This is a genomic window from Caproiciproducens sp. LBM24188, from assembly GCF_054130445.1.
Genome location: NZ_CP196862.1, coordinates 1 through 23,152 on the forward strand (window position 1 = coordinate 1; position 23,152 = coordinate 23,152).

Consider the following 23,152-nt stretch of genomic DNA (forward strand, 5'->3'; position numbering starts at 1 on the left):
GTCCAGTATCCGCCGGAAAGCGGAACCGAACCTAATTTTATACTCTTGTACTATTCTTTCAGCGGAAGTCCTCGACTGTCGGTAAAGCTGCCGCAGGCGATCATAATTAAATCGACAAGCCAGCCAATGCCGAACAATCCCGCCGTAAACAAATAAAGAATTCCCGTACCGATTTTATTGACATAAAACCGGTGAATTCCCAATCCTCCGAGAAAAAAACAGAGGATAAATGCAGCCCATCGGCGGCAGGGGGAAATTGGAAACGGATAAACCACTGGCTGGTAGCCGTATATGGGCGGTTGGGGAGGCTGGTAATACTGCTGGGATTGGGGCTGAGGAGGCTGCTGGGACATCGGCGCGCCGCATCCGTTGCAGAATGTTGCGCCTGCCGGGTTGTCTTTTCCGCAATTGGAACAAATCAAAATCGTTTCCCCCTTAATAATGTTCTATTAATTTCACGGAACCACTTCAAGCAGGTTCCGCTGATCTTGAGAGCCGAACCATACTGCTTATTACTACACAGTATATTGAGAACATCGTAAGTTGTCAATATTGGCTTTTCTACATAAAGAAAAGCGGCGCCCCAACCGAACAGGGCGCCGCACTATTTTGGAATCTTACTGGAGTCTGCTCTTCAAAGCATTGAGCTCGTCGGCCAGTTCCTTCGGGAGCTTGTCGCCGAACTTGGTGTAGAATTCGGCAATGCCGTCGGCTTCTTTCAGCCACTGATCCTTGTTGACTTCGAGGATGCTCTTCAGGGTATCACGATCAAAGTCCTTCAGGCCTTCCAGGTTGATGTCCTCCGGCTTCGGCACATAGCCAATCGGAGTTTCGACCGCGTCAACCTTGCCTTCGCAACGGTTGATGATCCATTCGAGGACACGGAGGTTGTCGCCGAATCCCGGCCAAACGAAGTGACCTTCGTCGTCCACACGGAACCAGTTCACGTTGAAGATCTTCGGAGCCTTGTCGCCGAGCTTTTCGCCCATTTCGATCCAGTGCTTGAAGTAGTCACCCATATGATAGCCGCAGAAAGGCAGCATAGCCATTGGGTCACGGCGTACAACACCGACTGCACCAGCAGCAGCAGCGGTTGTTTCAGAAGCCATGATGGAGCCTACGAACACACCGTTGTTCCAGTCACGGGACTGGTACACCAGCGGAGTGGTCTGAGCACGACGGCCGCCGAAGATAATGGCAGAAATCGGCACGCCCTCGCCCTTGTCGAATTCAGGGCTGATGCACGGGCAGTTCTTAGCAGGCGCGGTGAAGCGGCTGTTCGGATGAGCGCCCTTCTGGTCGGAAGTGGTGCCGTCCCACGGCTCGCCCTTCCAGTTCAAAGCGTGCTTCGGCGGATTCTTGTCGAGGCCTTCCCACCAAACCGTATTGTCGTCCAGGTTCTGGGCAACGTTGGTAAAGATGGTGCCGGATTTTGTGGAAGCAAGAGCATTCGGATTGGAATGTTCGTTGGTTCCCGGTGCAACGCCGAAGAAGCCATTTTCCGGGTTAATGGCATACAGTCTGCCGTCGGCACCCTGGCGCATCCAAGCGATATCGTCGCCAACCGTCCAAATTTTATAGCCCTTCTTGCGGTAGCCTTCCGGCGGAATGAGCATAGCAAGGTTGGTCTTGCCGCATGCAGACGGGAACGCAGCAGCAATATACTTGATTTCGCCCTGCGGATTCTGCAGGCCGAGGATCAGCATGTGCTCAGCCATCCAGCCCTGGGTCTTACCAAGGTAGGAAGCAATACGAAGTGCAAAGCACTTTTTGCCGAGCAGCACGTTTCCACCGTAACCGGAGTTCACGGAAATAATGGTGTTGTCTTCCGGGAAGTGGCAGATGTATCTCTTTTCTGCATCAATGTCGCACTTGCAGTGCAGACCGCGCACCCATTCGTTGCTGTCGCCGAGGGTATCCCATACCTTCTGGCCAACGCGGGCCATGATGCTCATATTCAATACAACGTAAATAGAGTCGGTCAGCTCAACGCCGATTTTGGAAAGCGGGGAACCGATCGGGCCCATGGAGTACGGAATTACATACATGGTGCGGCCTTTGTAGCTTCCACGTGCAATATCGTAAAGCATTTTATATGCTTCTTTGGGGTCTTTCCAGTGGTTCGTCGGGCCTGCGTCTTCTTCCTTGCGGGAGCAGATGAAGGTTCTGTCTTCCACACGGGCAACGTCGTTGACGGCCGTACGGTGCAGGTAGCATCCCGGGAGCTTGTCCTGGTTCAGCTTAATGAGCTCCCCAGTGGAGCAGGCTTCCGCGCGCAGCTGTTCCAGCTGTTCTTCTGTTCCGTCAATCCAGACCAGATTGTCGGGGCAGACAAGCTGTTTCATTTCTTCAATCCAGCTTAGTACTGACTTGTTGTTAGTCATAACCCTTTCTCCTTTCGGCCCAATGGCCTTAACGAAATTTTCTTCACTTTAGATTATAATACAATTTTTGTCAACATTCAATTGAGTTACGAGAAATTTGTTAATTTTTTAGCAAATTATTTTTATAGAAGAATAAAATTTATAATTATTCTCTAATTTTACATATTTATGCATAAATATTCATACTTTTTCATTTGGAACCGTACGACCGCTCTATCGGAAGCTCTGCACAGGCGTTCAAATCAGGCCCTGCTATTGTTCCCGAACAGTATTCATAATATCCCTGAGCACCCACCATGGCAGCGTTGTCCCCGCACAGGGAAAGCAATGGCATGTAAAAGCTCCAGCCGCGCTGGGCGCATTCCTGCTGCAGTCTGCGGCGCAGCAGAGAATTGGCCGAAACACCGCCTGCAATCACCAGTTTGGTGCTGCCGGTTTCCTTCGCGGCACGCACAAAATTTTTGACTAAGCAGTCCACAACCGCCTTGCGGAAAGAAGCGGCGAGATCCGGCACATTCAGCGTCTGCCCCTTCTGTTCCGCATTATGAATGAGATTAATCACCGCAGTTTTCAGACCGGAAAAACTGAAATCGTACGGCGCACCGTCCACGCTGGGGTGCGGAAGCGCAAATGCTTCCGGATTTCCATTTTCTGCAATTTTATCCATTTCCACACCGCCCGGGTACGGCATTCCCATAGCGCGCGCCGCCTTATCAAACGCTTCGCCCGCCGCGTCGTCGCGGGTGCGCCCCAAAACACGAAGATCGGTGTAATCTTTTACTTCAATAATATGGCTGTGCCCGCCGGACACCACCAGACAGAGGAACGGCGGCTCCAGCTCCGGTGAAGTCAGGTAATTTGCCGCGATATGGGAGCGCAGGTGGTGCACCGGAACCAGCGGCTTGCCGCTGGCCACCGCCAGACCCTTGGCAAAGTTTACGCCCACCAGCAGAGCGCCGATCAACCCCGGCGCATAGGTTACAGCGATGGCATCCACGTCCTCCAGCTTCATGCCGGCTTCGTCCAGCGCCTGCTGCGTAACGCCCACCACCGCTTCACAGTGACGGCGCGAGGCAATCTCCGGCACCACGCCGCCGTAAAGTTTATGTTCCTCCACCTGCGAGGCAACCACCGAAGAAAGAATTTTTCGGCCGTCCTCCACCACCGCCGCTGCGGTTTCGTCGCAGGAGCTTTCCAAAGCCAAAATACGCATATTATTTTCCTTTCCCTATTTTATTTTAATTCGTTCAATTAGTATCTATATAAACCGCTTTGATGTTCTCCGCCCATAGATGTCGCAGAGTGTACCTTACGCGAAGTAATTCTTTTTCGCTCCGTCCATGAAAATCATCAAGACATCGGAAGCAAAAGTTCGTTTTTGGGGATACCTTGGAGGGTGCAGGGAGGGATTTATGGAGCCCTCCTTTGGCCTTTCAAATCCCTCCCTGCCCACACTTTGCCTACTTTCGGGCGGAACCGAAAGTAGGGGCCCGCCCGGCCTGAAGGCAAAAGTTCAGACTAAGCAGCCGGCTCTCGGGAAAATATTGGGATTTCTTTCCTTCAAAATTTAAAACAAAAGGGCCATTAATTTTGCACTATCCATTGTTCCCAGATAATGTTTTTGTCATCAGTACCGCATTCTCGCGGGGGTCGGTATAAAAATTGCGCCGTTTTCCCACCGGCAGAAATCCTGCGGCAGTATACAGCGCAATGGCGGGCGCATTGGATTCGCGCACCTCCAGCGTAAGGAACTCCGCGTGATGCGCTTCGGCATACGAAATTAAATAGTCCACCAGTGCCCGCGCGATTCCCTGGCGGCGCAGTTCGGGCGCGACGCACACCTTATCAATATAGCATTCCCCGCAGACGCAGTGCATTCCGGCGCAGCCCACCGCCGTTCCGTCCAGAACCGCAGCGGCAAACACCGCTGTATCGCTGGAAAGCTCCGCTTTCAGCCCGTCATAGGTCCAGGGGTGGGAAAAGCAGCGCACATCCAGCTCCGTAAGGGCGGCAAGGTGCTCCTCCCGCATGGGTTCAATGTGCCAGTTGTTCATGCCGCCGCACCCACTTCCCGCAGGCGTTCGGACTGTGCCAACCGCACCGTGTGGCGTGCCACTGCAATCAGGTTTATGAGCGCTACAACCGCCAATATTTCAATCGAAAGAAAATCTGTACCGAACAGATAATGGCACTCTGCGTACACGCAGAGCAGCTCCATAACAACCCCGACATACAGCTTTTTCGGAAAATAAAAGGCAAAAATCAATGCGAAGATTTCCGCCGGGTAATAATACCGCTCGTGCATATGCGGCAGAACAAACGGAACCAAAAATGCGAACAGCATAGCGAGCGATACCAACATTTCGTCGCTCAGGGTAAACTGACCGCGCCACAATAGAAACAGCGCAAAAAGCACCACCGCCCCCGCAAAAAGGACGGCCGCTGTGCCAAAGTATCTCGGCAGCTGGGAAGCATCGCCGTTCCCGCCATCCGGAATCCAGGTGTACAGATTGGGCAGTCCCATGACCAGCCGGGAATACAGTTTGGACTGCGAACTGTAAACCAGAAGCAGTTCCCCAAGGTTCCGACCGGCTAATACAGCAGGGAATATAGAGATAATATATACTAGTGGTATAAAAGCGAGCGTTCCCACCCGGATCTTTCGTTTCAAAACCATAAGCAGCAAAAGCGGCGCCAAAAACACCGCCTGAAGCTTAAACACAAAGGAAATGGCAAACGCAATCACCGCGCGGTTTTCCTTGCCGGCCATCAGGTAGTAAACGAAAGCCGCGAGCGCTGCCGTATAAATGGCGTCGCACTGCCCCCAAACCGCCGAATTCAGAAATACCCCAGGTAGGAACAGCGTTGCCGCATAGGTCAGTGCCCCGTATGTAGCGTTTCCAAACCGCAGGTTGACAATCCGCATGACATAGACCGCCAACACAACATCCGCTGCGCAGGAAATCAACTTAATTGCCGTCAGCGCAGAAATGGGGAAATAAGTAAACGCGGCCAGCAAATAGAGATAGGTTGGCATATAATTTCCGATATTCAGCCCAACGGCGGCAAAGCCTCCGTTCGCTTTCAGCAAACCATACCATTCGCTTAAAAACTGATGGTAATCCCATGATTCAAAAGGGAACAGCACCATTCGCAGCAGTAGGCCCAGCATAGTCGCAAGCAGCAGAAAAATTGCTTTTTCCGCGTCTTCCCGGTTCCACTCACGGGTTTTGAACATCGCTTCAATCCTCCCTTTCGCAGCAGCCAAATTGCTTCCGCCGCCTGTCCTTTATTCTTCCGTCTTTCGGTAAACCAGAAAATCAAACTCGATTTCCGTATCCAGCACCGCTGTTTCACTCAGGCGGCGGCTGCCCTCTACCGGCGTTTTCCAGTAATAGGGCGTCATGGCAAACAGATTTTGTATGGTTTGGGGATCTTCGATATGAATCGTGTCTTTTACCGGAACGCGCTTTTCAAAAGTGAACCCGGCGTATTCCGTTTCCCGATATTCATTTTCATAGGGCGCTTCATACAGGATTTGCTTTAGGCCGAACAAATGGCGCGGCCCCGGAACCGCGAGAATCAGCCGCCCGCTTGGCTTTAGCACGCGCAGGAATTCGCTTTCCACAATTGGGGCAAAGACATTGATAACGCAGTCTGTGGAAGCATCTGCAACCGGAACCGCAAAACAGCTTGCCACAGCAAACGCGGCGGATTTCAGCCGTTTTGATGCCGCTTTCACGGCAAATTTTGAAATATCGAACCCATACAACTCCGCAGAAATCCCGTTTTGGTCAAGGCTTTCCGCCAGTCGCGCGGTGTAGTAACCCTCCCCGCAGCCTGCGTCCAGCACAACCGGGTCGGTCTTCGGCAAATCCTCCCGCACCAGCTCATTGAGCCGGTCGCTGAACAACCGGTACAGCCCAGTTTCCAGAAACGCGCGGCGCGAAGCCACCATCTGCTTGCTGTCCCCCGGTATTTTGGAATGCATATGGTTCGGCGGCAGAAGATGCACATAGCCCTCGGAGGCAATGTCATAGCTGTGCCCGCTGGGGCAGGTATAGATTTTTTCCTGTCTGCTCAGCAGTTGCCGGCAGACGGGGCAGGTAAATATCATGAAATCACCTAGTTCAATGAGTCGTGAACAAATAATAAGCAACAGGCAAAAAGGTTCCTAACTTCTTCGACGCTGCACGGTTCTCTTCACAATTCTCTTGTTCCTTTTCAAAAGTTTCAGCCTTTGGCATCGTACCACGTGCGGCCAATATTCGCTTCGGCGGTCAGCGGAACGGAAAGGGAAACAGCATGCTCCATTTCTTCCGTCAGCAGCTTCGCAACGTGTTCGGCTTCTTCCTGCGGAGCTTCCACAATCAGTTCGTCGTGCACCTGCAAAATCAGGCGGGCGCGCAGATTTTCCCGCGCAAGGCGCTGCTCCACACGGACCATCGCAATCTTGATGATATCGGCGGCGGTGCCTTGAATCGGCATGTTGCGAGCAACCCGCTCGCCGAACGAGCGCATGTTAAAGTTGGAGGACGTCAGCTCCGGCAGGTAGCGGCGGCGGCCGAACATTGTTTCCGCGTAGCCTCGTTCCTTCGCGTCGGCGACCACCTGCTTCATATATTGGTCAATTCCCGCGTAATGCGCGAGGTAGTCACGAATATAGGTTTCGGCTTCCTTGCGGGTAACGCCGATGTCCTTAGAAAGGGAAAACGCGCCGATTCCGTACACAATGCCGAAGTTCACCGCCTTGGCGCGGCTGCGCATGATGGGGGTCACCATCTCCTCCGGCATATGGAACACCTGTGCCGCCGTGCTGCGGTGGATATCGTCGTTATTCAGGAAAGCCTGAATCATATTCCGGTCGTTTGCCATGTGCGCCAGCACGCGCAGCTCAATCTGGGAATAGTCCGCGTCCACCAGGACCCAGCCCTCCCGCGCCACAAAGAAGCGTCGCAGTTCGCGCCCCAACTCGGTGCGCACGGGGATATTCTGAAGATTCGGCTCGGTGGAGCTGATGCGCCCGGTGCGTGTTTCCGTCTGGTTAAAACTGGAATGAATCCGCCCATCCTTTGCAATCACCTTCAGCAGGCCGTCACAGTAGGTGGACTTCAGCTTGGCCAGCGTGCGGTAATTGAGCACCATCTCAACCGCGGGATGTTCGTAGCGCAGTTCTTCCAAAATCTCTGCGCGGGTGGAATATCCGCTCTTCGTCTTTTTGCCGTGGCTGAGCCCCAGCTTGACAAACAGCGCTTCCCCCAGCTGCTTCGGAGAATTCAAATTAAACTCGTACCCAACTGCGTCGTAGACCTGTGCCTGAATCTCGTCAATCTGCTTCTGCAGCACCTCGCCATAGGCACGGATTCCCTCGCCGTCCACCGCGAACCCAATGTTCTCCATGTGCGCCAGCACTTCGGCAAGCGGCAGCTCAATGGTTTCCAGCAGTTCTGTCTGATTCTTCTTAGCAATTTCCTCCGCCATCCGGTCCACCAGCGCAGGGAACGCCGCCGCAAGGGCCGCCCTGCGGTTTTCACCCAACTCCGGTAGGGAAACGCCGTATTCCTGCGCCAGCCGTTCCGGCTCATAATCAGAAGCGTTTGGATTCAGCAGGTAACCCGCAAGCATGGTGTCAAAACCCGCATGTGCAAGCCGAATTCCGCACGCGTCAAGAGCGGCGTACAGCGGCTTAATATCATGCGTGTTAACTCGAATCGACTCATCGGTGCAGATTTTTTCAATCAGCGATTCTTCCTCAATTTTATACACCCGTTCCCCGTCGTTCAGGTACAGAATGATGTTTTCTTTATTGTATTCCGCGATGAAATCTGCACGGCCGCGCTGGCGGAGCAGCCCAAGCAGTTCTTCCGCATCCACGTGCTCGACCAGTTCCACACGCGGCGCTTCTGCGGCAGGTACTTCCGGCTGTGATGCAGGCCGGTTTAATCCCATTTTTTCAATCAGCGAGAAAAATTCCAGCTTTGCCATCAGGCGTGCCGCCTTTTCACAATCGCATGGGGCGGGCACATAATCGGCCAGCTCGGTGTCCACGGGCGCATCCGTGCAGATGGTGCCCAAACGGCGGCTCAGGTAAGCGCTCTCTTTTCCGGCAATCAGCTTTTTCCGCATGCCGTCCTTAATTTCCAGCGTATCAAGATGTTCGTAAATATAATCAATATCGTGATATTTCTGAATCAGTTCCGCTGCGCCCTTCGGGCCGATGCCTGCGACGCCGGGGATATTGTCGGAGGTATCGCCCTGAATCGCTTTGATTTCAATCATCTGCTTCGGGGTGACTCCGTAATCTTCCATGATCTTCGCTTCATCGTACAGCGTAACCTGCGGCTGACCGAACTTTGTGGCAGCAAGGCGAACCGTCACATGCGGGCCGACCAGCTGGAGGCTGTCGCGGTCGCCGGTGGCAAGCACGCATTCGTTCCCGGTTTCGGTGCAGACGCGCGCCAGCGTGCCGAGGATATCGTCCGCCTCGAAGCCTTCACATTCCACCAGGCGGTAGCCAAGCAGCCGGAGCAGTTCCTTCAGGGTGGGAAGCTGCTGGGCAAGCTCTTCCGGCATTCCCTTGCGCTGCGCCTTATAACCCGCGTATTCCTTATGGCGGAACGTGGGGGCACGCAGGTCAAACGCAATGGCAACCGCGTCGGGCTGTATTTCGTTCTGCAGTTTTTGCAGCATGGTCAGAAAGCCGTAAATTCCGTTGGTATAAAGACCTTCTTTGGTGGTTAAAAGGCGGATGCCGTAAAACGCGCGATTCAGGATGCTGTTTCCGTCAAGTACAAGAAGCTTCATGGTCTCTCCTCATCATATATAATTTCCGAAACAAGGGAACGCAGCGCCCTGCGGAGAAAGCGGTGCTTTACCTTGGCAAAAGGCTTTCGGGCAGCCAGATAACATGCAAAGCCGAGCGATTCCTGGTTTTGCATGGTCCACTGTTCCTTGTTCATGATTGTTTCCGGTTGATTGATGCTAATGGAAGTATTATATCACTTTTCAAGGAAAAAAATAAGTGTTATAATGAACGCTGGTTTGAATCAATTCGGCCGCAGTTCGATGCTGGCCGGAACTTTGAAAGGGATTTCCTCTTATGTATATCGGCAACTTAGAAATAAAGGGGCGGGCGGTGCTGGCCCCCATGGCCGGCGTGGCGGACCGAGCGTTCCGCGAACTGTGCGTGCGGTTCGGCGCGGCCTACACCGTAACGGAAATGGTGAGTTCAAAAGGCCTTCAGTACCATGATAAAAAGACTGCTTCGCTTATGACGATTGGGGAAGAAGAGCGCCCCACCGCGATTCAGCTGTTCGGGGACGAGCCTGCTGTTATGGCGGAGGCCGCAAAAATGGCCATGGAGTTCGGCCCCAATGCCATCGACATCAACATGGGCTGCCCTGCGCCGAAGGTGAGCGGAAATGGTTCCGGGGCGGCACTGATGAAGAACCCACAGCTGTGTGCCGAAATCGTTGCGGCGGTCAAAAATGCGGTTCCCGTTCCGGTCACGGTAAAAATCCGCAAGGGCTGGAACAGCAGCTCTGTCAATGCAGTGGAGGTGGCAACGCTTTGCGAAGCAGCGGGCGCTGACGCCATTACCGTGCACGGACGCACACGCGACCAAATGTATGCGCCGCCTGTGGACTGGGACATCATTCGTCAGGTGAAGCAGGCGGTGAAAATCCCGGTTATTGGCAATGGGGATGTAACCTCTCCGCAGGCTGCGGCGCAGCTGCTGGAGACGACCGGCTGCGACCTAATTATGGTAGGCCGCGCGGCGCTGGGCGACCCGTGGATTTTTTCGCGCATCAACGCCTATCTGAGCGATTCTGCCACGCTGTTGCCTTTACCGGGCATTCACGAGCGGATGCTGGTTATGCTGCAGCACGTTCAGAAAATGTGCGAATACAAAGGCGAAGCACGCGCCATGAACGAGGCACGCAAACACGTGGGCTGGTACCTGAAAGGCATGAAAAACGCCGCGGAATTCCGCCGCAGAGCCGGCACACTGGAATGCCTGGAACAGCTGGAACAGCTGATTCAGGACGTATTAGCCACTGCCGATGAAAGCGGTTCTGGGCAGTCTTTCCCCGGCTTTGATGCTCTCTAACCATTCCGTTCATGCAAATCCGGACAAAAGCCGCGCCAAACGGCGCTGGGAAACAAAAAGCCCGAAACAGCAAGCTGTTTCGGGCTTTTCTTCTTATGGCTATAAAGCATTATCTTAATTTTCCATATAAAACAGCACCAGGGTATTCGGGCCGGTGTGCACCGTCATGGCACATCCCGCACGGGATGTAAGCACCTGCTGGAAAACGCCGCTGTCCTCCACCATCTTTCTCAATTCTTCAAACAGCGTGCGGTCCATCCCGGTGGTGGAAAGAAACGCACGGCGGTTGTTGATATTCGGCTGCCGGAGCACAAACCGGATATATTCCCGGCACACTTGAGCAAAATTCCCGCGGAATTTCGTCCGCACGGAAAGTACGCCCTGTGTGTTTAGCAGCAGACAGGGGCGCAGTTTAAGCAGGTTGGCGCCAAACATCTGCAGCATGGAAGCGCGTCCGCCGCGGTAAGCAAATTCCAGCGTATCCAGCAACACATTCGTCTGCACTTTCGAGCGCTCAATCTCAATCTGGCGGCAGATTTCTTCCGCGGTTTTTCCCTCGTCCCGCAGCTCCGCCGCGCGGAGCACCAGCATTCCTTCCGCCGAGCTCAGGGTAAAGGTGTCCACCACATACACATTTTCAAACTCTTCTGCGGCAATACAGGCGTTCTGATAAGAAGCGGAAAACTTTGAATTCATAGAAATGTGAACCACGTCGTTGCCCGCTTCCGTTTCCTGCCGGAAAAGGGTGAAAAAGTCCGCCGGAGCGGGCGCCGCCGTTTTCGGCAGCCGATGGGTCTTCTCGTAATTTCGAAACACCTCATCGGGGTTTATTTCAAACACATCGCGGTACGCCTGGTCCTCTATGTTGATATAAAGCGGAACAATCCTGATTTGGTACTGCTGGTACAGGTCAGGAAATAAATCGCACGCGCTGTCGGAAGTAATCACTACGCCCATAGCTGTAACCATCCTTTCCTGGCGGGCCTGTAAAAATCATTTTTGCCATTTTGCCAAGCACAACACCCTTGTTTTAATTACAATGACATGTAATTTACAAAACTATTATAGCATTATGAAAGCCCAGATTCAACTGAATTTTATTCATAAAGTTTTGAAATGATAAGTGGGCAGAAACACTGCGTTTCAGGCTGCATCAGGCACCTGTGCAGGGAAACTGCGGCGGCATTGCAGCCGGAGATTTTACAGAATATTAACAGTTGAAGGAGTCAAATATTATATGATATCATTATTAAGTATGTCATAATGATAATGTTGCCATTGCAAATTTTTTCAAACTTATTTTAACCTAAAAAATACATTACATTTCCGAGATTTTTCGAGAGGATCGGTTGCATTATGAAAAACAGAACATCAAGTAAACTTTTTGCGGTAACGCTGGCTTTGCTGCTTACCGTCGGCGCCACCGCCGTTCCTGCATACGCTACGGGCGACAGCTCTCCAGACGAAGCCATCAGCACTACGCTGAACATGGCGCCCCCTTCTTCGGAGCCCGAAGGCGGTTCCGGGGGAAATGTTGGCAAAGAGTCCGCCCCCACAGATTCCGTCAGTCCGCCCGCTTCTTCCGAACCGGAAGCTGTTTCTTCCAGTCCGGAGGAACCAAGCTCCTCCCCGCAATCGAGCTCTTCGCAGGAATCCAGTTCCTCCCAAAAATCGAGCTCCAGCAAATCGAGCTCCAGTAAGGCCGTGTCTTCCAAACCCACCCGCAGCGTGGACACAAAGGAAAATCAGATTAATCAACGCGCTTCTCAGGCCCAGCAGGCGGTCAGCGACCCCGACGTACTTTCTTCCCAGGATTGGAGCGAACTGCTTTCCAGCGAACCATCGAGCGGCAGCTCCGCCCTTGCAGCAGGCGTTGGTTCCGGCACAACCTCTACGTCCAGCACTCCGTCCAATCAGGGAGGCGGCGTTTCCGTCCTGCTGATTTCCGGCATTATCCTCATCGTGCTCGGCGTGGCCGGAATCGGGTTCTTTGTCTATGAACAGTTCTTCGCCCAACGGAGCGGCAGACGCGGCGGGTACATTGGACCCATGGACATCAGCAGCTACTCTCACGGCAGCTCCATGGATGATACCGAACCGTTGGAATTTGAAGATATCAGCTCCAACAGCGATGGACACAAACCGAACGGCAAAATCACCCTGGAAGACCTCCACCCGGCGGGAACCATCCCGACCGGAACGGGAAAAGCAGTCAAAAAAGCACCGTCCCAAAAGCAGCCCCCGAAGCCGACTGCCAAGCCGGCGGTAAAAAAGGCGCACACAGGCGACCAGGATCCTACCATTCTGATTCCCAAAGACGTAGCGAAAAAAGCCGAGCCCCATCCTGCTTCGCATAAGATCACCGTGCCAAAGCGCGAACCTTCCGCCGCCCCTGCTCAGGATACGGCGAATCGGCCGAAGTCACAGGCTACTCCCGTTCATGAAAGCAATTTTGACTGGGAAAAATTTTTCAACGAAGACGACGATTAAATCGCTCGGTTTCAGTAACGGCACCCCCGGAGCATGCTTCGGAGGTGCCTGATTTTTACCCTGCACCAAGGAATACACACAATCAAAAGCCGCAAAAAGCCGCCCTTTTCCACAGAAAAGTGGGAAAGGGCGGCTTTGCGTTAAAAGGGTTAAGACCGGCTATGAGCCATTAGAACTCCAGTCTTTGGTTGATATAGTTGGCAAGCTCGGTAATCGCGATGCGCTCCTGCTGCATGGTGTCGCGGTCGCGCACGGTTACACAGCCGTCGTTTTCACTGTCAAAGTCATAAGTAATGCAGAACGGTGTGCCGATTTCGTCCTGACGGCGGTACCGTTTGCCAATGGAACCGGCATCGTCATAATCCACCATAAAGTGCTTGGTCAGGCCGGCGTAAACCTCCTGTGCCTTTTCGTTCAGCTTTTTGGAAAGCGGCAGAACAGCAGCTTTAAACGGAGCGAGTGCCGGGTGCAGGCGAAGCACCACGCGGGTGTCCTTTTCGTCGATCTTTTCTTCGTCATAGGCGTCGCACAGGAACGCGAGTGCAACACGGTCCGCGCCGAGCGAAGGCTCAATAACATAAGGAATGTAGCGTTCATTCGTTTCGGGGTCAAAATAATCCAGACTCTTGCCGGAGTGGTTCTGATGTTGAGTCAGGTCGTAGTCGGTGCGGTCGGCAATTCCCCACAGTTCGCCCCAGCCGAACGGGAACAGATATTCAATATCGGTCGTTGCCTTGGAGTAGAAGGAAAGCTCTTCTTTTTCATGGTCGCGCAGGCGCATGTTTTCTTTTGTCATGCCAAGGTTGAGCAGCCATTTCTCGCAGTAATCTTTCCAGTAATAGAACCAATCAAGGTCCGTGCCGGGTTTGCAGAAGAATTCGCACTCCATCTGCTCGAACTCGCGGATGCGGAAAATGAAGTTGCCGGGCGTAATTTCATTGCGGAAGCTCTTGCCCACCTGGCAGACGCCGAATGGCAGCTTGCGGCGGGTAGTGCGCTGAATGTTTGCAAAGTTGACGAAAATGCCCTGCGCCGTTTCCGGGCGGAGGTAAATCTGGCTCTTCGCGTCCTCCGTGACACCCTGGAACGTTTTGAACATCAGATTAAACTGGCGGATGTCCGTAAAATTGGTGCTGCCGCAGTTCGGGCACTTAATGTTGTGCTCTTTGATGTATTCCATCATTTTTTCGTTGGACCAGCCGTCCGCGGATTCGCCGCTGAAATCTTCAATCAGCTTGTCCGCGCGGTGGCGGGTTTTGCAGTCGCGGCAGTCCATCAGCGGGTCAGAAAAGCCGCCCACATGGCCGGAGGCCACCCACACCTGCGGGTTCATCAGAATGGCCGAATCCAACCCAACGTTGTACGGGCTTTCCTGCACGAACTTCCGCATCCACGCGCGTTTGATGTTGTTCTTGAATTCCACGCCGAGCGGGCCGTAATCCCAAGAATTCGACAGACCGCCGTAAATTTCACTGCCGGAATAGACAAAACCGCGGTTTTTGCACAGGGCGACAATTTTGTCCATTGTCTTTTCGGTTGCTAACATAGTTCTTTCCTCCATAACATTCGGATATCTTTGCAAAGGAAACCGTCGATTCCGCCTTGTGGCGGTTCATTCATCCACGTTTCCTTAAGATTCCTTTTTAAAGATGAAGAGTTTGCTTAAAATATAATTTAAGACTATCACAAGGACATTCACAATTGTTTTTGCAATCCAGTCGTTCATGCCCATTACGCTGACCAAAAGCATCATGCCAAGCTCGTCAATGCCCAGCGTCAGCAGACGTGCACCCACAAATGAAATCAGTTCCCGCCTCAGCAGGCTCGGCTCAAAGCTTTTGCTTCGGAACACGTAGAGCTTGTTCGTAATAAAAGCAAACGCTACGGCAAGCACCCAGGCAATCGCGTTTGCAATCAGCACATTCCAGTAGGCATTGATATGGAACAGCGGGTGCAGCAGCCCGTAAGCCACTAAATTGAGGACCGTTGTAAGCACGCCGAAGATAATGTATAAAATCATTTCTGGGGAAGTCAAAAAACGCCAGAGCTTTTTTAGCTTATCCATACGAGCCTCCATGGATAGTAACATTCTTATAGTTTACCATTGTCCGCCTTTCCTTTCAAGCAGGAAAGCCTTATCTGCAAAAAAATTAACAGCCACAATGAATCATTCAAAATTACATCCGCAGCCGGACCGGCTCATATTTTTCCCCGTTTGTCAAACAATAACAGCGTCTGTAAAAGGACCGCAGTGAAAAAGCAGAATATGGACAGAAGGAGGTGATCCCTCATGCAGGTGACTCCGATTACTCCCCAGGAAACCATGCATTTGCATGAAATTCTGACCTTAAAGAACACCTGTGCCATAAAATCGGCTGCCGCGCGCAGCAGTATCAGCGACCCGGAGCTGAAAAAAATCTTGAACCAGGATATTTCCAACACCATGCGGCAGATTCAGGATATTCAAACAACCCTGTCCCCCGCAATCGGCTGCCGTTCCGAATCATAACGATTCTTATTATACACTATTACACGAAAGGAGAATAAATATGGACTCAAACTTTGAAAGCATGTCCTCCAACGGAATGCCCAGCGCGAACTCCGGGTACAAAACCGGCAGCATTCCTTCTGCAAGTAACCCGCAGCAGGAAACTTCTTCGTGCCGGGACATGAACAATTCCATCCCCGCGGCAGGCAGTTCGACAGAAGATTCCTCCGAGCAAAGCAGTTCCTTTGACAGCAGCAAAGCAGGAAGTACCGATTCCGGCAAAACCGTTCCGATGAATGACCGGGCCGTTGCCTGTGACCTGCTGATTTCTGCCAAAGAGAGCGTGAAAGCCTATGCAGACGCCATTACGGAAGCCGCTACCCCGTCGGTTCGTTCCCTGCTGAAGCGCCAGCTGAACGAGGCCATTGCGTTTCAGGATCAAATCGGCGCGTATGTGACAAAAAAGGGCTGGTACAACGCCTATAACATGAATCAGCAGATTCTGATTGACCTGGACCAAACACAAACGGTCATGAACCAACTGCAAAACTGAGAAAAACACGGAGAATCCCGGTGATTTTCTGGACTGTTCCCAATTGAACAGACAAAGAAATAAAAGCCCTGTCGCAGAATAACTCAGATTTAGGCGGCCTTGCTCCGTATTTCGGACGGAGTGAGGCCCTTTTTCATGTTAATACGCTCATCATTGTAAAATTGCACATATTCAGCTACTGCCTGTTCAACTTCAGCGCGGCAGGAAAACTCGGTACGGTATAAACATTCCGTTTTTAGCGTACCAAAGAAATTTTCCATAGCTGCATTGTCATATGGATAACCGGAACTGGACATGGATGGCTGAACGTGATACTCTTGACTCAGGTCAAAGTATGCTTGAGATGTGTATTGAGACCCTTGGTCGCTGTGGAGAGCAAGTCCATCAGCGACTTTCTCTTTTTGTAAGGCGTCTCGGATGGTATCAGTCACCAGTGAGGCAGTCATATCATTACCGATACAATAGGCCAAAACCATTTTGCCACACAGGTCTACCGCAATTCAGCCAGTTCGTTGTTATAACGTGTTTTTTCGTGGCCTGCCTTTAGGAAGAGGTATATACCCGTTGGCAATCAAGCGCGCCTTCCGATGCTGGCGGCTGACCAACTGTTTGATTTGATATTTTGTTAGTCCATAGCTTTCTCCTATTTCTCGGTTCGTTTCTCCAGCTGCCTTTCGACAGAATACTTCCTCGCTTAACATTTCTTCTTTTGTATATTTTCTGGGCATAAAATTACCTCCTGTTGTACTTTCCATTCTACAACAGGAGGTCTCTTTTTTCACTGTCTGTTTTCTGGGGGATAGTCCAAAAATATATCGGGGGATTTTATTCCATAAAAAGGTGCTGTAAAATGAATTTCCATTCATTTTACAGCGCCTTCTTTTTTTCGTACTATTTGACCAGTGATTTCTGGTTTGTTTGAAAGGCAATGGTTTTTCCGTCGCACTGCGCCAAAATAGTTCCCTGCTGGTCCGTCCGGTAAATCGTCACTTTTGCCTTGTTTAGGCGGCTAAGCACCTGTTTGCTGGGGTGCCCGTAATCGTTGTTCACCCCGCAGGAAATAACCGCCGCCGTGGGTGATACTGCTTTCAGGAACGCCGCTGTGGTAGAGGACAAACTGCCGTGATGCCCACATTTGAGTACATCGCTTTTCAAGTCGTATCCCGTTTTCAGCATTTCCTGCTCGCTTGGGGATTCCGCATCCCCCGCAAACAGAAAGCTTTTTTGCCCGCAGGTCAGCTTTGCTACCACGGAATAATCGTTCAGGTCCTTGTAGCTTGCGCGATTGGGGGCGAACAGCTCCAGCTTGCAGCCGTCCTCCTCCAAAGGAACCATCCCGCTTTTCGCTGCGGTAATTTTCAGTTTTTTTGCTTCGATTGTCTCTAACAAATTCTCATAGACTGCCGTGGTGGGCACTTGGGAATTCGGAATCTTCGGCATGTAAATCTGCCCGATGGGGAAGTTCTTTACTACCTCCGCCATACCGCCGATGTGGTCCTCGTGCGGATGGGTGCCAATCAGCAGATCAATCCGTGTGACCCCCAGTTCCTTTAACAGAGCGGGAAGCTGTTTGGCGGTTTCCCCCGTCCCGGCATCAATCAGAATATTTTTCCCCGACTTCAGGCGAATCAGCTCACTGTCCCCCTGCCCTACATCCAGAAACCAAACGTTTGTCTGCGCCGCCTCTTTGGAAGAAGAAACCGGCGCGGCGGATTGTGCCGCAGAGGAGGTGTCTTTTGCGGGCGCTCCGTACAGGGCAGAATACAGCATCGCCGCAATCAGCAGCACCGCTCCGCCGATGAAATTACGTTTTCTTCTGCGTGCCATTGCACGCCTCCTTTACACACAAAAAAAGCCGCCCCCCGCCGGGGGCGGCCCAAGGCCGAAAGGCCTGTGTAGTAGTTCAACTTATGAGTTTTCTTTTCCGAACAGATTAAAGCGGAAAAGCTTCCTTTCGTCTTCCGGGTTCTCGCAAACCACGAAAGCCTCGGCAATTTTGCCGCCTTCAATTAACTGAGTTAAGCCAACAAGCTGGCAGAGTTTACTTTTCAGATTCAAATGGTCACCCTCGCGAGTTACCAGATAAACATTTCCTTGGCACTCATCCAGAACTTTCAAAAATTCCGGCACATTAACGTCATGTAACTGTATTGTCGATAAAGCCATAATGATCCTCCTCTATCAATTGGTATGGATTCCCTGACCTAACTTCATTATAGCATTTGCGAATGGATTGTCAACAAAGCCACCGGTGTGAAAACTGCCAAAGTTTCGCAGTTTTTCTTTCTCTTCTTTCACATACCATTTATCAAATTTGCTGAAAATGAAAAGCTTGTGCTATAATATGTTACAAATTCACGGAATTGGAGATTTTAATATGGCTTCCACGCCCCTAACGGATATCCGCCAAGCGGCACAGATTACTGTGGGTACAATAGAAGATTTCCCCATGATTTATGAGAATTTAATCCGCCAGTTTCCCAAAACCGAGCTGTATGAATACGGTGATTTTCTGAACTTGCTGCACGGCGGGCGCTACCGTATTTTAATGTACCGGAACGCGGACGGCCAGCTGATTGGCTACGCCCTTGTCTTCTTCCCGGAAAGCAGCAGCGTTTTCTGGCTGGATTACCTCGCTATTACACAACCATTCCAGTCGCATGGATACGGGCAGAAACTGTTTCAGGCGGTTCACCAAAAATACTGCGGCCCCTATGAGGGAATGATTCTGTCGGTGGAGCAGGTGGACGAAAGCGACCCCGCCAAAGCGAAGCGGCAGAAACGCCGCATCGAATTTTATGAAAAGCTGGGTGCGTACCGGCTGCACGCCAATTTCCTTCAGCCGTGGGAAGAGGGCAGTTTCCCCATGCACCTCTATTACAAGCCGAAAACAGTACCGTCCAACCTGGGACGAACCGTACAGGCGAAGGCCATTGCCCAAATGTACACCTACTGCTGTGCCTCCTTCCCGACAAGCCGGAACCTGCTCTCGAAATTTCAGGATACAATTGTGGACGAACATTTTGCGTAATCCCGATTCAGCCGCCCAACAGGAACTTCTGAAAACACCGGGCCGCTGTCCATTGTGGCCGCTCAAAGACTGACCATGCGGCCATCCTGAATTTTCAACATCCTGCCCGCAGTATGTGCAATATTGTTGTCATGCGTAATCAGAATGACAGTTTCGCCCTCTGCGTTCAACGCTTTCAGAATCTCCATAATCGATGCCCCCGACTTAGAATCCAGATTCCCGGTCGGTTCGTCCGCCAGAATAATGGGAGGACGCGCTGCGATGGCACGGGCAATGGCCACCCGCTGCTGCTGGCCGCCGCTCATTTGGGAGGGTTTGTGGTGCATCCGCTCCGCCAGGCCGACCTGTTCCAGCGCGGATTGTGCCAGGCGGCGCCGCTCCTCGCGCGGCATGCCGCGGTACAAAAGCGGCAGCTCCACGTTTTCCAACGCATCCAAACCCGGAACCAGGTTAAAAGACTGAAACACAAACCCGATTTCCCGGTTGCGGATGTAGGTCAGCTTTTTTTCGTTTAATCCGGCCACATTCTGTCCGTTCAGAAAGTATTCGCCGCTGGTCGGGGTATCCAGGCAGCCAAGGATATTCATCAGCGTTGATTTTCCGGAACCGGAAGGCCCAACAATCGCAATAAATTCCCCCTGAGAAATGGAAAATGAAATGCCGTCCAGCGCGCGCACTTCATTTTCCATTTTGTTATATATCTTATAAACATTACTTACAGTAATTAGATTTTCCATATCTTACAGCTTTCCTTTCGTGGAATTCGTCAAAGCATCCGCTGGATTTCGGACTTTTAATATCGTTCCCGGCTTTTGGCCCGCCGCGCCGGAATGATCAAGGGATTTCGTTTACAAACGAAAGGCATTTGGGTATAATAAGGACAAGAAAAGGGTGTCGACCTGGGGTTGAAACGCCCGAACAGAAAGAGGAGACCGAGCGATGCTGACAAAATACTGGAAACAATTTAAAAGCGGTACGGATATCCGCGGGGTTGCAAGCGAGGGCGTGCCGGGGGAATCCGTAAATCTGACCGACGAAGTGATTACCAAAATGACTTTGGGCTTTGTGCTCTGGCTTTCCGAGAAGGTTGGGAAAGCGGCAAACCAGTTAACCGTGGCCGTAGGACACGATTCCCGCATCTCCGCCGACCGCATTCAGGCGGATGTAACCAATGCGCTGAAACGCTCCGGCGTGCATGTGCTGGACTGCGGGCTTGCCTCTACCCCGTCTATGTTTATGACAACCGTTGACCTGGGCTGCGACGGCTCCGTGCAAATTACCGCTAGCCACCACCCGTTCAACCGCAACGGGCTGAAATTCTTTACCAAAGACGGCGGGCTGGATTCCCCGGACATTGAAGCGATTCTGCTGCACGCGCAGGAAGGACACGAGCCTGCAAAGGGTGAAGGCTCTGTGGAGACCGTCCATTATATGGAGCAGTACAGCGCGCACCTGCGCGATATGATTCAAAAGGGCGTAAACGCACAGGACTATGAACACCCGCTGAAAGGCTTTAAAATTGTGGTGGACGCAGGCAACGGCGCAGGCGGATTTTACGCACGCGACGTGCTCGCTCCGCTCGGCGCAGACACGACCGGCAGCCAGTTTTTGGAGCCGGACGGCATGTTCCCCAACCACATTCCGAACCCCGAAAACGAAACCGCCATGCAGTCGATCTGTGCTGCAACGGTGGCGGCCAAGGCCGACCTTGGCGTGATTTTTGACACCGATGTGGACCGCGGCGGCGCAGTAGACGCGAAGGGCGATGAAATCAACCGCAACCGTCTGGTGGCAATCGCCTCCGCCATTGCGCTCGAGGGTAACGACAGCGGCACCATCGTAACGGACTCCATCACCTCCAGCGGGCTGAAAACCTACATTGAAAAAACGCTTGGCGGCAAACACCACCGCTTCAAGCGCGGCTACAAAAACGTAATTAACGAGGCCATCCGACTGAACAAAGAGGGCGTCAACTGTCCGCTGGCGATTGAAACCTCCGGCCACGCCGCACTGCGGGAAAATTATTTTCTAGACGACGGGGCTTACCTCGTAACAAAAATCATCATTAAGATGGCCCAGCTCCGCGCAAAAGGCGAAACGCTGGAAAGCCTGTTGGAACCCCTTGCTGAACCGGTGGAAGCGAAAGAACTCCGTTTGCCGATTCAGGTGGAGGCGTTCCGTGAATGCGGGGAAAAGGTTATCGCCGGTCTGGAAGCCTACGCCAAGGAGCGTCCCGGCTGGGAAATTGCACCGGACAACCACGAGGGAATCCGCGTTTCCTTTGGCAAGGACGACGGGGACGGTTGGTTCCTGCTCCGCCTGAGCGTGCATGACCCCATTATGCCGCTGAATATTGAAAGCGACACCAAGGGCGGTGTGAAGCAGATTGCCCTCGCGTTGTACGCGTACCTGCGCACCAGCGAAGGGCTGGACATTTCCCCTCTGGAAAACTTCCTTTCTGAAAAATAAAACCGGATGTAAGGCCATGCAATCCTTTGGGTTTGCATGGTCTTTGTTTTTCCAGTTTTCCGTTCCTCATTCTCGGAAAAAAGCCTACGCTTTCAGGTAAACCAGGTGTGCGATTCCGGGAATTGACTCTCCCTGTTGGGAAGAGGTCGGCGACATCAGCGCGCCGGTTGCAATAAACAAAACGTTGTGCAGCTGCCCCTGGGACATCTGCTGCAAAATGGTGGAACACAGCACGGACGCTGAGCACCCGCAACCCGAGCCACCCGCGTGCACATCCTGCGCTTCCCGATCATACAGCATCAGCCCACAGTCGTTATGCAGGGAAGAGATTTGAATGTTTTCCTTTTCCAGCAGTTCCTCCATCAGTTCGCTTCCAACCAGCCCCAGGTCCCCGGTCAAAATCAGGTCGTATTCGTCCGGGGAGGTCCCGGTGTCGTGCAGATAATCCGTCAGCGTCTGCGCGGCGGCGGGTGCCATCGCCGCGCCCATATTGTTCATGTCTTTAATGCCAAGGTCGCTGATGCGACCAATGGTAACCGCCTGCACGGTGATTTTTTTGCCTTCCTTCGGCTCCTCCGTTCCCACAATGACGGAACCGGCCGCCGTAGCCGTCCACTGCGCGGTGGGCGTGCGCTGGCCGCCGTATTCCAGCGGAAAACGGAACTGCCGCTCCGCCGAGCAGAAATGGGAAGAGGTTACCGCCGCTGCCTTTCGCGCCGCACCCGATTCCACAAAAATAGAAGCCAGGGAAAGCGTTTGCGCCATGGTGGAGCACGCACCGAACTGGCCTAAAAACGGGATATCCAGCCCGCGCAGGCCAAAGGTGGAGGAAATGCACTGGTTCAGCAGGTCACCCGCAAAAATACAGTCCATATCGGTATTCTGCAGTCCCGCCTTGTCCAGCGCAATATTGACCGCCTCGTTCTGAAGGCGACTCTCCGCTTTTTCCCAGCTGGTTTCCCCCAGGGAGGTATCGTTGTGGCACAGGTCAAACAGCTTGCCAAGCGGCCCCTCGCCCTCCTTTTTTCCTACAACAGAAGCATAGCCCAGAATACTGGGCGGATTTTTAAATCGCATGGTATATTTTCCGATTCGTTCCGGCACAGCCAGCCCTCCAGTCAGTATAATACAAACGAATGTAATCAGTATAAACGGAAGATGCAAAGAATAAATCCATACAGCACCGAAGCCGTGATCCCGTACACCAGTACCGGACCCGCGATGATAAACATCTTGGCCCCAACGCCCATAATCCGGCCCTCGCTTTTGAATTCGATGGCGGGGGCGACAATGCTGTTGGCAAAGCCGGTAATCGGCACAAGCGTGCCGGCACCGGCGAATTTTGCAATATTGTCGAACACGCCGAACGCGGTCAGCAAGGCGCTGAGCGCAATCAGAGTGATAGAAACCCATGAACGCGCGTCTTTCAGCTCCAGTCCCATGCTCACGTATAAATTAGCAAGCAGCTGACCGGTCGCGCAGATCAGTCCGCCCACCAGAAACGCCATGATAATATCTTTAACATACGGCGAACCGGGCGATGCTTTGTCCGACATCGTCTTGTACTCTTCTTTGGATACTTTCACTTTAAGTCCTCCTTTATCTGCGATTTCTTTCCCTACCAATT

23 protein-coding genes are annotated in these 23,152 nt (G+C 52.5%); 6 read left to right on the plus strand and 17 right to left on the minus strand.

Annotated features, from left to right (window positions below):
* Positions 1-50: 50 nt before the first annotated feature.
* From ACSVDI_RS00005 to polA, 7 genes are all read right to left on the minus strand, one after another.
* Positions 51-422: a zinc-ribbon domain and TM2 domain-containing protein gene (locus tag ACSVDI_RS00005; RefSeq protein WP_457943778.1), complete on the minus strand. Its 372-nt coding sequence runs from the start codon at positions 420-422 to the stop codon at positions 51-53.
* A gap of 195 nt (positions 423-617) precedes the next feature.
* The gene (locus ACSVDI_RS00010; protein ID WP_457943780.1) at positions 618-2,384 is read right to left on the minus strand and encodes a phosphoenolpyruvate carboxykinase (GTP); all 1,767 of its coding nucleotides are present in this window, start codon (positions 2,382-2,384) and stop codon (positions 618-620) included.
* Positions 2,385-2,574: 190 nt separating this feature from the next.
* Positions 2,575-3,597, minus strand: coding sequence for a tRNA (adenosine(37)-N6)-threonylcarbamoyltransferase complex transferase subunit TsaD (gene tsaD / locus ACSVDI_RS00015; RefSeq protein WP_457943781.1), 1,023 nt, complete (start codon positions 3,595-3,597; stop codon positions 2,575-2,577).
* Between the two features lie 382 nt (positions 3,598-3,979).
* Complete coding sequence (rimI, locus tag ACSVDI_RS00020) at positions 3,980-4,438, minus strand: ribosomal protein S18-alanine N-acetyltransferase (RefSeq protein ID WP_457943782.1); 459 nt, start codon at positions 4,436-4,438, stop codon at positions 3,980-3,982.
* A complete protein-coding gene (locus ACSVDI_RS00025; RefSeq protein ID WP_457943784.1) occupies positions 4,435-5,622 on the minus strand; it encodes a DUF2029 domain-containing protein in 1,188 nt (395 codons plus the stop codon). The genes rimI and ACSVDI_RS00025 overlap by 4 nt, the downstream gene beginning before the upstream one ends.
* A gap of 51 nt (positions 5,623-5,673) precedes the next feature.
* Complete coding sequence (locus ACSVDI_RS00030; protein WP_457943786.1) at positions 5,674-6,501, minus strand: putative RNA methyltransferase; 828 nt, start codon at positions 6,499-6,501, stop codon at positions 5,674-5,676.
* A 116-nt stretch (positions 6,502-6,617) separates the two neighbouring features.
* Positions 6,618-9,188: a DNA polymerase I gene (gene polA, locus ACSVDI_RS00035; RefSeq protein ID WP_457943788.1), complete on the minus strand. Its 2,571-nt coding sequence runs from the start codon at positions 9,186-9,188 to the stop codon at positions 6,618-6,620.
* A 295-nt stretch (positions 9,189-9,483) separates the two neighbouring features.
* Here polA and dusB point away from each other — a divergent pair, with 295 nt between their 5' ends.
* Positions 9,484-10,494 carry a tRNA dihydrouridine synthase DusB gene (gene dusB / locus ACSVDI_RS00040; RefSeq protein ID WP_457943790.1) on the plus strand — a complete coding sequence of 337 codons (1,011 nt, stop codon included), beginning with the start codon at positions 9,484-9,486 and terminating at the stop codon, positions 10,492-10,494.
* A gap of 114 nt (positions 10,495-10,608) precedes the next feature.
* Here the strand turns inward: dusB and ACSVDI_RS00045 are convergent, their stop codons facing one another.
* Entirely contained in the window at positions 10,609-11,451 is an 843-nt protein-coding gene (locus ACSVDI_RS00045; protein ID WP_457943791.1) for a DegV family protein, read from the minus strand.
* 399 nt (positions 11,452-11,850) lie between these two features.
* Between ACSVDI_RS00045 and ACSVDI_RS00050 the strand changes: the two genes are divergently transcribed.
* Positions 11,851-12,984: a hypothetical protein gene (locus tag ACSVDI_RS00050; protein ID WP_457943793.1), complete on the plus strand. Its 1,134-nt coding sequence runs from the start codon at positions 11,851-11,853 to the stop codon at positions 12,982-12,984.
* Between the two features lie 169 nt (positions 12,985-13,153).
* On the opposite strand, the gene ACSVDI_RS00055 is transcribed toward ACSVDI_RS00050, so the two are convergent.
* The gene (locus ACSVDI_RS00055; protein ID WP_457943795.1) at positions 13,154-14,530 is read right to left on the minus strand and encodes a glycine--tRNA ligase; all 1,377 of its coding nucleotides are present in this window, start codon (positions 14,528-14,530) and stop codon (positions 13,154-13,156) included.
* An 84-nt stretch (positions 14,531-14,614) separates the two neighbouring features.
* The gene (locus ACSVDI_RS00060) at positions 14,615-15,049 is read right to left on the minus strand and encodes a GtrA family protein (protein WP_457943796.1); all 435 of its coding nucleotides are present in this window, start codon (positions 15,047-15,049) and stop codon (positions 14,615-14,617) included.
* 225 nt (positions 15,050-15,274) lie between these two features.
* Here ACSVDI_RS00060 and ACSVDI_RS00065 point away from each other — a divergent pair, with 225 nt between their 5' ends.
* Complete coding sequence (locus ACSVDI_RS00065; RefSeq protein ID WP_457943798.1) at positions 15,275-15,493, plus strand: hypothetical protein; 219 nt, start codon at positions 15,275-15,277, stop codon at positions 15,491-15,493.
* A gap of 40 nt (positions 15,494-15,533) precedes the next feature.
* Positions 15,534-16,025: a spore coat protein gene (locus ACSVDI_RS00070; RefSeq protein ID WP_457943799.1), complete on the plus strand. Its 492-nt coding sequence runs from the start codon at positions 15,534-15,536 to the stop codon at positions 16,023-16,025.
* Positions 16,026-16,114: 89 nt separating this feature from the next.
* Here ACSVDI_RS00070 and ACSVDI_RS00075 read toward each other — a convergent pair whose 3' ends face one another.
* The 4 genes from ACSVDI_RS00075 to ACSVDI_RS00090 all read right to left on the minus strand — a co-directional run bounded on the left by ACSVDI_RS00075 (position 16,115) and on the right by ACSVDI_RS00090 (position 18,191).
* Positions 16,115-16,525: a transposase gene (locus ACSVDI_RS00075; RefSeq protein ID WP_457945653.1), complete on the minus strand. Its 411-nt coding sequence runs from the start codon at positions 16,523-16,525 to the stop codon at positions 16,115-16,117.
* A gap of 15 nt (positions 16,526-16,540) precedes the next feature.
* Positions 16,541-16,753 carry a hypothetical protein gene (locus tag ACSVDI_RS00080; protein WP_457943801.1) on the minus strand — a complete coding sequence of 71 codons (213 nt, stop codon included), beginning with the start codon at positions 16,751-16,753 and terminating at the stop codon, positions 16,541-16,543.
* Between the two features lie 163 nt (positions 16,754-16,916).
* A complete protein-coding gene (locus tag ACSVDI_RS00085; protein ID WP_457943802.1) occupies positions 16,917-17,852 on the minus strand; it encodes a ComEC/Rec2 family competence protein in 936 nt (311 codons plus the stop codon).
* A gap of 81 nt (positions 17,853-17,933) precedes the next feature.
* Positions 17,934-18,191 (minus strand): hypothetical protein, encoded by a 258-nt coding sequence (locus ACSVDI_RS00090; RefSeq protein WP_457943804.1) that lies wholly within the window; start codon positions 18,189-18,191, stop codon positions 17,934-17,936.
* 211 nt (positions 18,192-18,402) lie between these two features.
* Between ACSVDI_RS00090 and ACSVDI_RS00095 the strand changes: the two genes are divergently transcribed.
* Complete coding sequence (locus tag ACSVDI_RS00095) at positions 18,403-19,056, plus strand: GNAT family N-acetyltransferase (protein ID WP_457943806.1); 654 nt, start codon at positions 18,403-18,405, stop codon at positions 19,054-19,056.
* A gap of 62 nt (positions 19,057-19,118) precedes the next feature.
* Here the strand turns inward: ACSVDI_RS00095 and ACSVDI_RS00100 are convergent, their stop codons facing one another.
* On the minus strand, positions 19,119-19,745 hold the full coding sequence (locus ACSVDI_RS00100; RefSeq protein WP_457943807.1) for an ABC transporter ATP-binding protein: 627 nt from the start codon (positions 19,743-19,745) through the stop codon (positions 19,119-19,121).
* A 250-nt stretch (positions 19,746-19,995) separates the two neighbouring features.
* Between ACSVDI_RS00100 and ACSVDI_RS00105 the strand changes: the two genes are divergently transcribed.
* Complete coding sequence (locus tag ACSVDI_RS00105; RefSeq protein WP_457943808.1) at positions 19,996-21,525, plus strand: phosphomannomutase/phosphoglucomutase; 1,530 nt, start codon at positions 19,996-19,998, stop codon at positions 21,523-21,525.
* A gap of 84 nt (positions 21,526-21,609) precedes the next feature.
* Here ACSVDI_RS00105 and spoVAD read toward each other — a convergent pair whose 3' ends face one another.
* Positions 21,610-22,629: a stage V sporulation protein AD gene (gene spoVAD / locus ACSVDI_RS00110; protein ID WP_457943810.1), complete on the minus strand. Its 1,020-nt coding sequence runs from the start codon at positions 22,627-22,629 to the stop codon at positions 21,610-21,612.
* A gap of 38 nt (positions 22,630-22,667) precedes the next feature.
* The gene (spoVAC, locus tag ACSVDI_RS00115) at positions 22,668-23,111 is read right to left on the minus strand and encodes a stage V sporulation protein AC (RefSeq protein WP_457943812.1); all 444 of its coding nucleotides are present in this window, start codon (positions 23,109-23,111) and stop codon (positions 22,668-22,670) included.
* Positions 23,112-23,152 lie beyond the last annotated feature (41 nt).